Origin of the sequence: Streptomyces sp. NPDC050564, from assembly GCF_044457265.1 — a bacterium.
GTDB lineage: Bacteria > Actinomycetota > Actinomycetes > Streptomycetales > Streptomycetaceae > Streptomyces.
Genome location: NZ_JBITGS010000005.1, coordinates 148,931 through 163,301 on the forward strand (window position 1 = coordinate 148,931; position 14,371 = coordinate 163,301).

Consider the following 14,371-nt stretch of genomic DNA (forward strand, 5'->3'; position numbering starts at 1 on the left):
GCCGCGCGCCGTCCCCCGCCCCCGGGCCTGGGGGGGGTGGTTTGCTGTTTTTTGGGTGGGGGGGGGGGGGGGGCCCCCCCCCCCCCCCGTGACGGGAACGGGCAGGGGCGGAGGGGGCGAAAACCGCCCCATCCGCACCCAAATCAATAACTCCTTGGGTAAGGGAACGGTAAAGCGCCCCCGCTCGTTACCCCAGGCATGACAGCTATGACCCCTGGCTCGAACATCCCTCTCCCCGTCACTCGCGTGACGGTGGACGTCGCCGCCCCGGTGCGGCTCGACGTATCGGGCCTGCTGCTCACCGCCGACGGCAAGGTGCGCTCCGACGACGACTTCATCTTCTACAACCAGCCCGCCGGCCCGGGCGTGACGTACCGCTCGGGCGGTGGCACGGCCCCGGACGCGATCACGGTCGACACGACCGGCGTCCCCCCGGGCATCGAGAAGATCGTCGTCACGGCGAGCCCGGACGCGGCCGGCCAGACCTTCCAGGGCATCGAACCCACAGCCACCATCCGCAACGCGGACGACAACTCGGTACTCGCGACCTTCACCCCGCCTCAGCTGGGCACGGAAACGGCCCTGGTGATCGTCGAGGTCTACCTCCGCAACGGCGCCTGGAAGGCCCGAGCGGTCGGCCAGGGCTATGCGAACGGCCTCGCGGGCATCGCCACGGACTTCGGCGTCACGGTGGAAGAACCGGCCCCCGCCCAGCCGATCACCCCGCCCGCCCCCACGATGCAGCCCCCGGTCGCCCCGCCGGCTCCGCCCCTGGACCCCCGCCTCACGGCCCCGCCGGCCCCGGCCGCGCCCCCCGCCCCCGCGGCGGCAGCAGCCCCGGCGGCCTCCGGCAAGATCAACCTCGACAAGGGCCGGGTCAGCCTCCAGAAGAACCAGACCGTCTCCCTGGTCAAGGGCGGCCGGCCGCTCCTCTCCCAGGTCAAGATGGGCCTCGGCTGGGAGCCCGCCTACCGCGGCAAGGACATCGACCTGGACGCCTCGGTCATCGCGTACGGCCCGCAGCGCAACCACATCGACAGCTGCTACTTCGGCAAGCTCTCCATCGTGAACGGCGCCATCAAGCACTCCGGCGACAACCTCACGGGCGAGGGCGGAGGCGACGACGAGGTGATCGTGGTGGACCTCGGCCGTCTCCCCCAGGACGTCACCGGCCTGGTCTTCACGGTCAACTCCTTCTCCGGCCAGAAGTTCACCGAGGTCGCCAAGGCCTACTGCCGTCTCCTCGACGCCGCCACCGGCGAAGAACTGGTCCGCTTCGACCTCACCAACGCCGAACCCCAGACCGGCGTCATGATGGCCAAGCTGATCAAGCAGTTCTCCGGCGAATGGGAGATGACGGCCATGGGCGACTTCGTGAAGTCGCGCACGGTCCGCGGCATGGTGAAGCCGGCCGCCCAGGCGCTCTAGCGACGGCTCGCCGGCGACCGGCGCACGGGAGCGCGCAAGGGCGCGCAAGAGGCAGACGGCGGTGCGGACTTGAGGTCACCACCGCCGTGCTTCATGTCCGGCGACATCCCGCCCCGTTCCCCCTGCGCGGTAGCCGCCTTTGTCCTACTCTGCTCAGTCCGGGCACCCGGCGGCGGGTCACACCGAGGTGGCCGCCGTCCGTACGCACCCGACGGGGGACAGATGGATCCCGCTGCCATTGGCGCTCGGCTCGCGTCGAGCGTGGTCGCACCGCTGATCAAGAAGTTGTTCGTGGCCGAGGGGGCCGGGGCGGGGCTGGTCGACAAGCCCGTACGCATCTCGAGCCTCGTCTCGTTCACGGGCGAGAAACGCGTCCTGTCCGACCTCGACCTGCACAAGATCGCCAAGGAACTGGTCAGCCGGGCCGCGCAGTCGACGGGTGTGGCGGAACGCCTCCCGTCGTACGAACTGGCTGCTGTGGCCCACTCGGTCGCCGACACCCTGCGCGCCATGGACAGCATCGACATGGACGACGTCCAGGCCGTCCAGCTCGGCCACATGGCTCTGTCGCAGCATCTGCGGGCGCAGAGCCCTTCCGCCACGCTCGGGCTGTCGAACGACGCGGTCTATCTCTATGTGAGTGTGCTCGACACCGCCTGTCTGCACATCGTCCACTTCTTCACCCAGCGGTCGACCTTCGTCGCCCGCACGCTGGTGGAGCAGAGCCACCGGATCGAGGAGCTGTCGAAGAAGATCGACGGGCTGATCGCGCGGACGCCGTCGCCGGCCGACGCTCCGTTCGAGGAGCGCTATGCCCGCTACATCGCCTCCAAGCACGGCAAGCTGACGATCTTCGGGCTCGATCTGTCCGAGTCGCCGGGCACCTGGCCGCTCGACGCCGCGTATCTGAGCCTGGACGCGGTGGGCGACACGACGAACCCCATGCTGCTCCCCGCCGACCAGGTGCTGGCGGGGCGCAATCGCGTGCTGCTGCGCGGGGTCGCCGGTTCCGGGAAGACGACGCTGGTGCAGTGGCTGGCGGTGTCCACCGCTCAGAAGGCGCTCGACGAGCGGCTGCTGTACTTGTACGGCCTGGTTCCGTTCGTCCTTCCGCTGCGCACGCTGACGCGGGGCGGTGCCAAGCTCCCCACGCCCGACGAGTTCCTGTCCGAGGTGGGCTGTCCGATCGCCGCCCTTCAGCCGACGGGCTGGTTCGACCGGGTGCTGCGGTCGGGGCGCGGGCTCATGCTGGTCGACGGCATCGACGAGATCCCGGAGAACGAGCGCGAGGAGGCCCGCCGCTGGCTGCAGGATCTGGTCGACTCCTATCCACGCAACCGGTGGCTGGTCACCTCGCGGCCGTCCGCCGTCCGGGAGGACTGGCTGGTCGGTGACGACTTCGCGGAGCTCGACCTGGCCCCGATGAGCCGGGACAACCTGGCCGAGTTCGTCCGGCGATGGCACAAGGCCGCCGGCATCGGCGACCAGTACGCGCAGGATCTGCTGCGGGCGATCCGCGCCAAGCAGGATCTGGGCCGACTGGCCACCAATCCTCTGATGTGCGCGCTGATCTGCGCACTCCACCAGGACCGCCGCGGCCATCTCCCCGACGGCCGCAAGGAGATCTACGACGCCGCCCTCTCCATGCTGCTGTCCCGGCGCGACCGCGAGCGGGGCATCTACAAGCCGGGCACGATCCGCATCGGCGAGGCCCATCACGTCCAGCTGATCCAGAAGCTCGCGTACTGGATGATCCGCAACGGCCGTTCCGAGATGGACCGGGCCGACGCGGTCGACCTCCTGGCACATGCCCTTCCGGCGATGCCGCGCATCGCCGAGCAGGGCACCGCGGAGGAGATCTACCGCCATCTGCTGGTGCGCAGCGGCCTGTTGCGCGAGCCGACCAAGGGCTCGATGGATTTCATCCACCGCACCTTCCAGGACTACCTGGGCGCCAAGGCGGCGGTGGAGGGTCTCGACTTCGACTTCCTCATCGCGCACGCCCATCTCGACCAGTGGGAGGACGTCATCCGGATGTCGGTCGCCCATGCGCGCCCGACGGAACGTACGCGGCTGCTGACCGGGCTCATCGAGCGCGGCGACTGCTCGGAGAAGGAGAGCCGTCGGCTCCATCTCCTTGCGGCCGCCTGCCTGGAGCACGCGACGGAACTGGAACCCGAGGTCAGAACCGAGGTGCAGCGGCGGGCCGAGGCCCTGATTCCGCCCCAGTCGGCGGAGCAGGCCCGGGCGCTGGCCGATGTCGGCCCGGTCGTCCTGGATCTGCTTCCGGGACCGGAGGGGCTCACGCAGGACGAGGCCTACTTCACCGTGCTGACCGCGACGCGCATCGCGACCGACGCGGCGATTCCGGTGCTGGCCGCGTACCGGGAGCTGACCGACATCCGGGTGCGGGCCGAACTGGCCCGGGTCTGGAGCCGGTTCGACTGCGACCGCTACGCCGAGGAGGTCGTCGCGCACCTGGCCGACGACTATCTGTACTTCCCGGTCTCCAACCCCGCGGAACTGCGGGTGCTGCGCGGCTTCGGCGGCCGGTCCCGCATCAAGATCTCGGGTCCGTTCACCCCGGAGGAGTTCCGGCACGCGTGTGACCGGGACAGCCTCTACGACCTCTGGGTGGAGGTCGACCTCGACTGCACCTGGGAGTGGCTGAGCGCCTTCCCCCATCTCAGTACCGTCTTCTTCGAGATACCGGAGACCCCCGCGGAGACGCTTCCTCCCTCCGTACGGGTTCTCCGGGAGCCCATCGGCCCGCCCTCGGTCCCTCCGGAAACAGCAACGGACAGTGCCGCCGATCTCCTGGGCGGGCTTTCGCCGTAACGCCTACCCTCGAGTTCCCGCCCGCCCAGTGCCCCGGCAGGCAACGTTCGCCCCGTCGCGACGCCCGGCACGCCCTCTCGCCGCACCGGCCGAAAGCCCACGTACGTCCAGTACGAGGACTTCCGGCCGGCACTCCCCCAACCTCCGGCCGGGGGGACCCCCAGAGCACACACCGGACGCCGCTCCTCGACGGGCAAACGTTGCCCGCCGGGGCACTAGGGACGCAGCCCCTCCGTCAGCAACGACACATACCGGCGAATGTACTTCCCCTGCCCATTCGCCAGCTCCGACGCGGTAGCCACCCCGTGCGCCAGCCGCAGTACCTCTATCGGCTCCACATCCGCCCGCAGCGTCCCCTCCCGCTGAGCCGCACCGACCAGCCGCGTGGCCGCGCCCTTCACCGAGTCCCCGCACGCGGTCAGTACCGGCGAACTCCCGTCCGTGACGGCCGAGCCCAGCAGCGCCTTCAGCCCGCGGATCTGGATCATCCCTTCGCTCAGCTCATTGAGCCACTCCACCAGCGCCTCGCCGGGTGACAGCTCCGCCGCGAGCTCGTCCGCGCGCGCGGCGATCGCCTCGATGTTGTCCACGTACACAGCCTCCAACAAGGCCTGCCTGGTGGGAAAGTGCCGGTAAAGCGTCCCGGACCCCACCCCGGCCCGCTTGGCGATGTCGTCGAGCGACGCACCCTCCCCGTGCTCGGCGAACGCGACCGTCGCCTCCTTGATCAGCCGCTCATAGTTCCGCCGCGCATCCGCCCGCATCGGCCTGACCTGCGCCATTCAGATACTCCTTGCCAACCGGGGACCCTCTCCGTATCTTACCGAGTACTAAACGGAGACAGTCCCCGCTTATTGGGCGGGCAGTCCGCGCTGCCCGCACACACCCACCGGGGACACGAGACAGGGAGCATCCCATGTCCACCCCGTCCACCCCGTCCACCCCATCCGCCGGCACCAGCACCAGCCCGCCCAAGGCCCCGTCCCAGCAACAGCCGGCCAGGCTCGGCACCGTCCTCTTAGTCATCGTCACCGCCTACCTGATGGTCGGCGTCGACTCCACGGTCGTCAACGTCGCACTGCCCGACATCCAGCAGGACCTCCACTTCACCCCCACCGACCTCTCCTGGGTTCTCAACGCCTACACGCTCGCCTTCGGAGGCCTGCTGCTCCTCGGCGGCCGGGTCGGCGACATCGTCGGCCGCCGCCGCACGCTCACCATCGGCGTTCTGCTCTTCGCCACGTCCTCCCTCCTCGGCGGACTCGCCACCGAGAACGCCTGGCTGCTCACGGCCCGCGCGCTGCAGGGAGTGGGCGCAGCCCTCACCGCGCCCAGCACACTCGCCCTGATCACCACCAACTTCCCGGAGGGCCCGCGCCGCCACCATGCCCTTGGGGTCTACTCCTCCATGGCGGGCATCGGCGCCTCCATCGGCCTGGTCCTCGGCGGCATGCTCACGTCGTGGGCATCGTGGCGCTGGGCCCTGCTGATCAACGTGCCGATCGGCATCGCGGTCGCGGCCGCCCTCCCCCGCTTCGTCACCGAGACCCCGCGCCACGCGGGCCGGTTCGACGCGGCGGGCGCGCTCACCGGCACGGCCGGGACGACCTCGCTCGTGTACGCGTTCATCCGGGTCTCGGGGGACGGCTGGGGCGACACCCAGGCACAGCTCGGTTTCAGCGCGGCGGCGGCTCTGCTGGCGGGCTTCACCCTGATCGAGTCCCGCGCGGGCCAGCCGATCATGCCGCTGCGCCTGTTCGCCGACCGCAACCGCGCGGGAGGCTACGCGGGTGTCCTGCTGCTGCCCGCGGGCATGTTCGGCGCGTTCTACTTCCTCACCCTGTTCTGCCAACAGGTCCTGGAATACAGCCCGTTGCGCGCGGGCTTCGCCTTCCTTCCGATGACGCTGGCGATGTTCACGACCGTACGCTTCGTACCGCGGCTCCTGGCGCGCTTCGGCGCCAAACCGGTGCTGCTCACCGGCATGGCCCTGCTCGTCACCGCGGCCGCGTGGCTGTGGCGGCTCCACCCCGGCGACGGCTATCCGACCGGCCTCTTCGGCCCGTTGCTGCTGATGGGTATGGGCGTGGGTCTGAGCTTCATGCCGCTCAACGCGACGATCCTCGCGGGCGTCCAGCCGCGGGAGGCAGGCGCCGCGTCCGGTCTGCTGCAGACTCTCCAGTGGCTCGGCGGCACGCTCGGACTGTCCATCCTGGTCACGGTGTTCGGCACGGTGACCCGGCACACGACCGGATCACCGTCCGAGATCCTCACCCACGGCGCGGCCCGCGCCTTCGGCGTCGGCGCGCTGATCGCGCTCTCCGCGCTGCTGGTGTCGGCGCTCGTGATCACCGGTACCAAGCCGAAGGCCACCGCGTAGAGGACCCCACCGCACAGGGGACGAAGCCCCCTGCCGAGAGAAGACCACCGCCTAGAACAGCGCGCTGTACGCGTTCAACGCCGGCTGCCCGCCCAGATGGGCGTAGAGCACGGTCGACTCCCGCCCGATCTCGCCCCGCGTCACCAGATCCACCATCCCGGCCATCGACTTCCCCTCGTAGACGGGGTCGGTGACCATCCCCTCGGTGCGCGCCGCGAGGCGCATCGCCTCCAGCGTGGCCTCGTCCGGGATCCCGTACGTCCCCGCGTGGTACCGCTCGTCCAGCTCGACGTCCGCTTCCGTCAGTTCCTTGCGTACGCCGATGAGTCGGCCCGTGCCGTGGGCGATCCGCGCGATCTGCTCACGGGTACGGGCCGGTGCCGCCGACGCGTCGATCCCGAGGACGCGCCGTGGCCTCCCACCCGCCTCCTCCAGCGCGGCGAACCCGGCGACCATGCCCGCCTGGGTCGACCCGGTCACGGAGCACACCACCACCGTGTCGAAGAAGACTCCCAACTCCCTCTCCTGCGAGGTGACTTCGTACGCCCACGCGGCGAACCCCAGCCCGCCCAGCGGATGGTCGGAAGCCCCCGCAGGTATGGCGTACGGCTTGCCGCCCGACTCCTCGACCTCCCGCAGCGCCTGCTCCCAGCTCTCCTTGAAGCCGATCCCGAATCCGGCCCGCACAAGCCGTACGTCCGCGCCGGCGAGCCGGCTGATGAGGATGTTGCCGACCTTGTCGTACACGGAGTCGGGCCATTCCACCCAGCTCTCCTGGACCAGCACGCACTTGAGTCCGGCGCGGGCGGCGCAGGCCGCGACCTGACGAGTGTGGTTGGACTGCACGCCGCCGATCGAGACGAGCGTGTCGCAGCCCTTCGCGAGCGCGTCGGCGACGAGGTACTCCAGCTTGCGGGTCTTGTTCCCGCCGTACGCGACACCGGAGTTGCAGTCCTCCCGCTTGGCCCACAGGGAGGCGCCGCCGAGGTGCTTCGTCAGCCGCTCCAGCGGATGCACGGACGAGGGCCCGAAGAGCAGCGGGTAACGCTCGTACGAGGAAAGGGGCATGGGTCCTCCCGGGTTCAGTGGGCCGCTTCGTCGGCGAGCTCTTCCAGGCCCCGCCAGATCTCCGCCGTGACGCGGACCGCCTCGTCCACCGCACCGCGCGCGCAGGCCTCGATCAGCCGCTCGTGCAGGCCGGCCGAACGGCAGTTGCCGCCCTCACCGAAGCGTCGTCGCTCCAGTCGGCGGATGAGCGGGGTGTAGCGGGCGATGGTGGCCGCGGCGGCTCGGTTGCCGCTGACGCGGACGAGGATGTCGTGCAGTTCGTCGTCGGCGCGAAGGGCGGCGTCCACGTCGCCGTCGCGTACGGCCGCGGCGAACCGCACGTTGGCGTCCCGCATGGCGCGGACGTGGTCCACCGGAAGCCGGGGCACCGCCGCCCGGGTGACCAGTTCGTGCATGGCGCCGACGACGGCCGCGGCGTCCCGCACATCGGCGGCCACCACGGGTGTCACCCGGGTGTAGCTCTGCGGCTTGGACTCCAGCAGCCCTTCGTCGACCAGTCGTGAGAAGGCTTCGCGCACCGGCGCCCGCGACAGCCCGAGCAGTTCGGCCAGCTCGGCGTCCCGCACCACCGCGCCCGGCGCGATGTCGCCGGCCACGATGGCGTCCCGTATCGCCTCGTACGCGCGGTCCCTCAGCAGGGTCCGACGCACGGGCCGTATCGCCTCCATGAACTGAAATGTTAGATATCAATTCTCTCTGCGCACAAGAGTGCGGCCCGCACCGAAGTACGGGCCGCACTCATCCGCTCACTTCCAGGGCCAGTCCGCGTCCCGCGCCGACTCAAGGAGCGGCACCATCCGGAAAGCCGCGTCCGAGAGCCCGCCGAACGTGTGCCTGTTCCCCTTGCCCGACGGGGCGTGGCCCGCCCGGTACCCCGCCAGGTTCCACGTGTAGACCGGTACGTGCGCCGGGACCTGCTCGGTCGGGTCGCCGTAGTGGCTGTACGTGGCCTGCTCGTCGGTAACGATCAGCACCCGGTCGTGCTTCTTGTAGTGCCCCCGCACCGCCTCGCTGGTGTTGGTGCCGCCGAGGTCCCCGAAGCGCTCCAGCACCTTGAGCACCGACTCGCCCCTGCGGAACTTCACTCGGTTGCTGCTGGTGCCGAACTCGACGAGATCCGCGTCCGCCGCCCGCAGCGCGAGCGCCGTTCCGAAGATCGCCGCCGCGTCCGCCCGGTTCAGCTCGGAGCGGTCGGACAGCCGCGAGTAGAACATCGAACCGGACCGGTCCACGAGCACGAGCGTCCGCCCCGGCAGCGCCGGCACATTGGCCAGCGAGTGGCCGAGGGCCTGCTCCAGCGGGTACGACCAGCGCAGCGAGGGCGCATGCTGGTACGCGGCGAGGTAGCGGAACGGGAACTGCCGCGAACGCGCCACCTCCGCCGGGTCGCTGATCCTGGCGGCGACCTGAGCCGCCACCTCGTCGCTGACACCCGCCTCGTCGAAGTTCCGCAGGTTCCGCACGAGCGCCATCGCGCCCATGGACGGGATCACGGCCTCCCAGGCCGCCTTGTCCATCGGGCCCTGCAACCAGCCGGCCAGCGCCTCCCAGGTCATGCCCGCCTCTGCCAGGCGCTGCGCGCCGTGCGCTCCGGTCACGACCTTGCGCCGCTTGGCGGGCCGCAGCGCCATCAGGTCACGGTGCGCCACGAGCACGGGCAGCGACTTGGGCACCACGGCCGTGTCGGGGTTGTGGCGCCGGTCCAGCGCGTACTGGAACAGCTCGCCCTGCCACGGCTTGCCGGGGTCCGGCGCCGCGTGCACCAGGTTGAGGATGTCGCCGAAGCGGTAGCCCTTGGACGCGGTGTCGTACTTCAGCAACGCCTTGCCGTTGTAGAGACGTCGTACGGCGTCGGCGATGCCCCGCTTGACGGGCTTGGGCACGTTGCGGCCGTACTGCGAGGTCCAGTACGCGAGCAGCTCGCCGGGCTCGTCCGGGCGGCGCAGCACGGAGTCGATGACCTGGCGGTTGGCCGGGCCGTCGGTGGCGCCCACGTCGAGACGCGCCTTCACGTACTCGGCGGCGCCCACGATCGAGGCCGTACGCAGGTTGCCCTCGCCGCGCAGCCAGCCGAGCAGGCCGGCCGTCCACGACGGGTCGGCGACGGCGAGCTCGCGCACCAGCGTGGCGAACCGGTCGTCACGGGCCGCGCCGGTCTCGTAGAAGGTCTGCTGCGAAACGAAGTTGGCGATGGCGAGCAGGAAGAGCTCGGAGCGCGCGTCGCGCTCCTGGCCGAGGCCGCCCTCGTACGTGCGCAGCACACGGCCGGTCGAGGTCACTCGCGAAGTGGGCTGTGCCTTCGCCGCCTTGGTGTTGAATCGCGCCATGATGAATTCCCCCGAATTCGTCTACGACTTTCCAGTCGTGTTTCGAGGGGAGGCGCAGCAAATGGAGCGTGCCCGAGATCAGGAGTCGGCGACGGACTTAGCCAGATGCTCTACCCAATTGAGCTACACCGACCCGAAGTCGATGACGGGACTTGAACCCGCAACCGTCCGATCCAATGAAGTAACCGTTGCCTGCGCACCGGGCACACACCATGTGCTGCGCCTCCGGAGATCAAATCGGCGGCGGCGTGGATTCTTTGGAAGAGAAGTAGCCGCAGCCTGCGCACCGGGAGGTGCATGAAGTTGTGGTGTCCAGAGTTCAGGTCGGCGGAACCGACGTAGGTGCTCTAACCCCTGAGCTACACCGGCGCGTTGTACCGGTGGCGGGACTCGAACCCGCGGCCGCCCCATTATCAGTGGAAGTAGGTCCTGCCTTCGCACCTGGACGTGCACTACTTTAGGAGGGTGGCCGCGGGTCGAGCCATTGATTTAATTACCCGCGCTTCTGGCGCTTCCAGGGGCCGGTGATGGCGAGCATGATGCCCGGCTCCTGAATGTTGGCGAAGAGGGTCTTGCCGTCGGGCGAGAAGGTGACGCCGGTGAACTCGCTGTACTCGGGCTCCTCTTCGGTGCCGAGGTTCAGCTCGTTGCGGGCGATCGGGTACGTACGGCCGCTGTCGGTGGCGCCGAAGAGGTGCTGGACGCCTTCGCCGTCCTCGGCGATGACGAGGCCGCCGTACGGGGAGACGGTGATGTTGTCCGGGCCGTCGAAGGCGCCGTCGACGGACGGGTCGAGGTTGACGCCGATGAGAACCTTCAGCGTCAGGGTGCGGCGCTTGGGGTCGTAGAACCAGACGGCACCGTCGTGCTGGACGGGGCTCTCGGCGCGGGCGTACGAGGAGACGATGTACGTGCCGCCGTCGCCCCACCACATGCCTTCGAGCTTGCGGGCGCGGGTGACCTGGCCGTCGGCGAACTGCTTGCGCACGGAGGTGGTCTTGGCGTCACGGTCGGGGACGTCCACCCAGTCGACGCCGTAGACGGTGCCGATCTTGGTGGCGCGGGAGAGGTCGTCGACGAACTTGCCGCCCGAGTCGAAGCACTTGAAGGCCTGGAGCGCTCCGGCGTCGTCGGCGAGGGTGGCGAGCCGGCCGTGGCCGTGCTCGAAGCCCTGCGGCGGGGTCCAGCGGTACAGCAGGCCGTTCGGGCCCGCGGCGTCCTCGGTGAGGTAGAGGCGGCCGCGCTTGGGGTCGACGACGACGGCCTCGTGGGCGTAGCGGCCCAGGGCCTTGATGGGCTTGGGGTTCTGGTTGCGGCGGCGGTCCTCGGGGTCGACCTCGAAGACGTACCCGTGGTCCTTGGTCATACCGTTCTGGCCGGCCTTGTCCTCGGTCTCCTCGCAGGTGAGCCAGGTGCCCCAAGGGGTGTTGCCGCCCGCACAGTTGGTGGAGGTGCCGGCGATGCCGACCCACTCGGCGACCTTGTCGTTGCGCACCTCGACGACGGTGCAGCCGCCGGACGCGGCCGGGTCGTAGACCAGGCCCTCGGTGAGCGGCACGGGGTACTTCCAGCCGGCGCGCGGGCCCTTGAGCTCGTGGTTGTTGACCAGGAGGGTGGCGCCGCGCGGGCCGCAGAAGGTGGAGGTGCCGTCGTGGTTGGAGGGCGTGAACTCGCCGGACTCCAGCTTGGTCTTGCCGCTGTAGGTGATGACCCGGTACGTGAACCCGGCGGGGAGCGCGAGCACACCGTTCGGGTCGGGGATCAGCGACCCGTAGCCGACACCGGGGTGCTCCGCCGACGCCTCGCCCGTGCCCTCGGTGTCGATGTCCGTGTCCGTGGACGCGAGGGCGTTGGGAGCGGTGGCAAGGGCGCCGACGCTGCCGGCCAGGGCGACACCTGCACCGGTGATCGCGGATCGTCTGGCGAAGTCCCTGCGGGTGAGCGACATGGTGTCTCCTGTGACGGTGGAGTGGGACTGTCGTGGGGGGGCGGGTGGCGGTCCTCGGTTCGCGGCCACACCGTCCCGCCTGCGCCTGAACGGGAGTTGAACACAGGTCGACTTCAGGAGTCCCGCTTCCGTGAATCCACCCGACCGGTTCCGGGAGCCCGCCCGAGGGCCCGCGTTCGAACCCGTGGTCGGAATAATCTTCGTAAAGAAGGTCAACAGGCACGGATCCTCTCGAAATTCGTGATTCATTTCAGAATGCCTTGACGCCGGTCGCACCCGGCCATAGACAGGAACTGCACACCACCCGAAGGGGAGGCGAGCCCGATGGACGCAAAGCGGGTACTTCGCCTCCATGAAGGCCGGCTCATGAAGCTGGCCAACGTGAGTGGAGTCAGCACCGGGAGGGACGAGCACTCGGGACAGGACGTGATCATCGTCTTCGTCACCCGGAAAGTGCCCCGTGACCGGCTCCTTCGAGAAGACGTGGTTCCGGACGAGCTCGACGGCGTACCGGTGCGCGTGCTCGCGATCGGTGAAGTGAGCGCTCAGGAAAGGGACTTGTGAGCCCCGAGCGCTGAGTCATCGCGCCGCGGCCCGTCAGGAACCCAGAGCCGAAAACGAAGAGGTGGTCTGGCGTGAGCCAGCCCGAAATGATGCGAGGACCGACTGGCGGTCAATTGAGCGACAGTTCCCGCCAGCAAGCCATGTCGGACTTCCTGCGGCCGCAGTCGCCGCTGGCCAACGTCGTCGGCTTCGGCCATGGCGTGAAGTGGATCGACGGACAGCCCACGGGCGAGGCAGCCGTGCTGGTGTTCGTGACCCAGAAGGTTTCGGAGTCCCAGCTTCCCGAGCGGGACGTGATCCCGCGGGTGATGGACGACGGCACCCCCACCGATGTCATCGCGGTCGGCCATGTCGCCGCGCAGCGTCAGCAGCACAGGGCCTCGGGCCGCTCCGAGGAACGCGGTGTCTCCTACCAGCCCGACGGCAGCGTGGCCGAGCAACTCGCCGGCCTGTCCCAGCCGTTGCTGGAAGAGCTCGGTGGGCTCGGTACGTTCGAGCCACAGCTCCTCAAGCGCCGCATGCGCCCGTCTCCTTCCGGTTTCTCGGTCGGGAACGTACGGGTGACGGCGGGCACGCTGGGCAGCGTGGTGTACGACTTCCTGCCGGGCGCCTCTGTCGACCCGCCGGGACCTGGCCTCGGCACACCGGCGAAGTTCTACATCCTCTCCAACAACCATGTGCTGGCCGACTCCAACCGGGCGCAGTTGGGCAGTGCGATCCTGCAGCCCGGGGTGTTCGACGGCGGCACGGACCCGGCGGACCGCATCGCGACCCTGGACCGGTTCATCACGATCCAGTTCGCGCCGCAGATCCCGGTGGAGCGCCACAACAACGTGGTGGACTGCGCACTCGGTGCCGTCGAGTTCCAGGACGCCACCCGTGAGCAGTACTTCAGCGGTGCTCCGCGCGCCTGGCGACGCAAGGCCAACGTCGCGGTCGGCGACCTGGTGAAGAAGACCGGCCGTACGACGAACATCAGCTTCGGGCGGATCATCGCGGTCGACGCGACCATCGACGTCAACTACGGCACGGCGGGGACGGCCCGGTTCAAGGACCAGATCCTGACGACGAGCATCTCGGCAGGCGGCGACTCCGGTTCGCTGGTGACCTCGCTCGACAACGTCGCGCTCGGACTGCTCTTTGCGGGGTCCTCGGTCGTCACCGTGGCCAACCACATCGAGAACGTCCGCGCGCTGCTGCGGGTGGAAATCGCCGAGCAGCTGGCCTGACGGTCACTCAACACCCGCACGGGAAGAGGGAATCAGCATGACCACGCAGGCCAAGCGGCAGAAGAGCCACGCCGGCTCCGAACACCGCTTCCACAACCCGCAGGGCGCGGAAGTCAAGACGCGTGACGAGGCGTTCGCCTCTCAGCAGGACGTGTCCGTCGAGGCGGTCTCCACGTCCGCGCAGCTGGAACTCCACAACGGGGCGGTCACCTTCGCCATCGAGGTGAAGTACAACCCCAACACGTACCCGCACGTAGTGACCGGCGGCCAGATCACCTCCGGCATCTGCGGCGCCCCCTGGGACATCACCGGCGGCCACGTCGGCGAGACGATCCGCCTCGACGCCAAGCGCGCGGGGCAGGGCTCCTGCGCCACCACCGTCACCATCGTCGGCGAGTTCCAGAACCCACCGGCGTACCGGGGCACATACGGCTTCAACGGCGCGACGTCGTCGTTCAAGCACACGACCCGGTACCACTGCTAGCGCCTTCGCGGCGGGGCGGTTCCTCACCGGTGCCGCGGCGAGAAGCCGACGGCGCCGGTGAGGGGGCCGTCTCCGGGAGAGCGGCTCGCGCCGCTCCACAGGGGC

Annotated in this window: 11 protein-coding genes; 6 read left to right on the plus strand and 5 right to left on the minus strand. The window is 69.5% G+C overall.

Features of this window, described 5'->3' with window-relative positions; translation table 11 throughout:
- Positions 1 to 207 precede the first annotated feature (207 nt).
- Together ACIBK0_RS10140 and ACIBK0_RS10145 are read left to right on the plus strand one after the other, a co-directional pair.
- A complete protein-coding gene (locus tag ACIBK0_RS10140) occupies positions 208 to 1,428 on the plus strand; it encodes a TerD family protein (protein ID WP_399078020.1) in 1,221 nt (406 codons plus the stop codon).
- A 222-nt stretch (positions 1,429 to 1,650) separates the two neighbouring features.
- Positions 1,651 to 4,266, plus strand: a complete 2,616-nt coding sequence (locus tag ACIBK0_RS10145) for an NACHT domain-containing protein (RefSeq protein WP_399077639.1) — start codon at positions 1,651 to 1,653, stop codon at positions 4,264 to 4,266.
- Between the two features lie 215 nt (positions 4,267 to 4,481).
- Here ACIBK0_RS10145 and ACIBK0_RS10150 read toward each other — a convergent pair whose 3' ends face one another.
- Positions 4,482 to 5,048, minus strand: a complete 567-nt coding sequence (locus ACIBK0_RS10150) for a TetR/AcrR family transcriptional regulator (protein ID WP_399077641.1) — start codon at positions 5,046 to 5,048, stop codon at positions 4,482 to 4,484.
- Positions 5,049 to 5,182: 134 nt separating this feature from the next.
- On the opposite strand from ACIBK0_RS10150, the gene ACIBK0_RS10155 reads away from it, so the two are divergent.
- Positions 5,183 to 6,646 carry an MFS transporter gene (locus tag ACIBK0_RS10155; RefSeq protein ID WP_399077643.1) on the plus strand — a complete coding sequence of 488 codons (1,464 nt, stop codon included), beginning with the start codon at positions 5,183 to 5,185 and terminating at the stop codon, positions 6,644 to 6,646.
- A 51-nt stretch (positions 6,647 to 6,697) separates the two neighbouring features.
- Here ACIBK0_RS10155 and ACIBK0_RS10160 read toward each other — a convergent pair whose 3' ends face one another.
- The 4 genes from ACIBK0_RS10160 to ACIBK0_RS10175 all read right to left on the minus strand — a co-directional run bounded on the left by ACIBK0_RS10160 (position 6,698) and on the right by ACIBK0_RS10175 (position 11,989).
- Entirely contained in the window at positions 6,698 to 7,714 is a 1,017-nt protein-coding gene (locus ACIBK0_RS10160) for a 1-aminocyclopropane-1-carboxylate deaminase (protein ID WP_399077645.1), read from the minus strand.
- Positions 7,715 to 7,728: 14 nt separating this feature from the next.
- The gene (locus ACIBK0_RS10165) at positions 7,729 to 8,382 is read right to left on the minus strand and encodes a GntR family transcriptional regulator (protein WP_399077647.1); all 654 of its coding nucleotides are present in this window, start codon (positions 8,380 to 8,382) and stop codon (positions 7,729 to 7,731) included.
- 78 nt (positions 8,383 to 8,460) lie between these two features.
- Entirely contained in the window at positions 8,461 to 10,041 is a 1,581-nt protein-coding gene (locus ACIBK0_RS10170) for a TROVE domain-containing protein (protein WP_399077650.1), read from the minus strand.
- Positions 10,042 to 10,534: 493 nt separating this feature from the next.
- The gene (locus ACIBK0_RS10175) at positions 10,535 to 11,989 is read right to left on the minus strand and encodes an alkaline phosphatase PhoX (RefSeq protein ID WP_399077652.1); all 1,455 of its coding nucleotides are present in this window, start codon (positions 11,987 to 11,989) and stop codon (positions 10,535 to 10,537) included.
- Between the two features lie 381 nt (positions 11,990 to 12,370).
- Here ACIBK0_RS10175 and ACIBK0_RS10180 point away from each other — a divergent pair, with 381 nt between their 5' ends.
- The 3 genes from ACIBK0_RS10180 to ACIBK0_RS10190 all read left to right on the plus strand — a co-directional run bounded on the left by ACIBK0_RS10180 (position 12,371) and on the right by ACIBK0_RS10190 (position 14,266).
- A complete protein-coding gene (locus tag ACIBK0_RS10180) occupies positions 12,371 to 12,553 on the plus strand; it encodes a hypothetical protein (protein WP_399077655.1) in 183 nt (60 codons plus the stop codon).
- Between the two features lie 113 nt (positions 12,554 to 12,666).
- The gene (locus ACIBK0_RS10185; RefSeq protein WP_399077658.1) at positions 12,667 to 13,782 is read left to right on the plus strand and encodes a hypothetical protein; all 1,116 of its coding nucleotides are present in this window, start codon (positions 12,667 to 12,669) and stop codon (positions 13,780 to 13,782) included.
- Positions 13,783 to 13,819: 37 nt separating this feature from the next.
- Positions 13,820 to 14,266: a hypothetical protein gene (locus tag ACIBK0_RS10190; protein WP_399077660.1), complete on the plus strand. Its 447-nt coding sequence runs from the start codon at positions 13,820 to 13,822 to the stop codon at positions 14,264 to 14,266.
- Positions 14,267 to 14,371: the final 105 nt, after the last annotated feature.

Excerpts from the sequence above, each read along its gene's own strand:
- ACIBK0_RS10165 (WP_399077647.1), bottom strand. The coding sequence starts at position 8,382 with ATGGAGGCGATACGGCCCGTGCGTCGGACCCTGCTGAGGGACCGCGCG.
- ACIBK0_RS10175 (WP_399077652.1), bottom strand. The coding sequence starts at position 11,989 with ATGTCGCTCACCCGCAGGGACTTCGCCAGACGATCCGCGATCACCGGT.
- ACIBK0_RS10190 (WP_399077660.1), top strand. The coding sequence starts at position 13,820 with ATGACCACGCAGGCCAAGCGGCAGAAGAGCCACGCCGGCTCCGAACAC.
- ACIBK0_RS10145 (WP_399077639.1), top strand. The coding sequence starts at position 1,651 with ATGGATCCCGCTGCCATTGGCGCTCGGCTCGCGTCGAGCGTGGTCGCA.
- ACIBK0_RS10150 (WP_399077641.1), bottom strand. The coding sequence starts at position 5,048 with ATGGCGCAGGTCAGGCCGATGCGGGCGGATGCGCGGCGGAACTATGAG.
- ACIBK0_RS10160 (WP_399077645.1), bottom strand. The coding sequence starts at position 7,714 with ATGCCCCTTTCCTCGTACGAGCGTTACCCGCTGCTCTTCGGGCCCTCG.
- ACIBK0_RS10155 (WP_399077643.1), top strand. The coding sequence starts at position 5,183 with ATGTCCACCCCGTCCACCCCGTCCACCCCATCCGCCGGCACCAGCACC.
- ACIBK0_RS10170 (WP_399077650.1), bottom strand. The coding sequence starts at position 10,041 with ATGGCGCGATTCAACACCAAGGCGGCGAAGGCACAGCCCACTTCGCGA.
- ACIBK0_RS10140 (WP_399078020.1), top strand. The coding sequence starts at position 208 with ATGACCCCTGGCTCGAACATCCCTCTCCCCGTCACTCGCGTGACGGTG.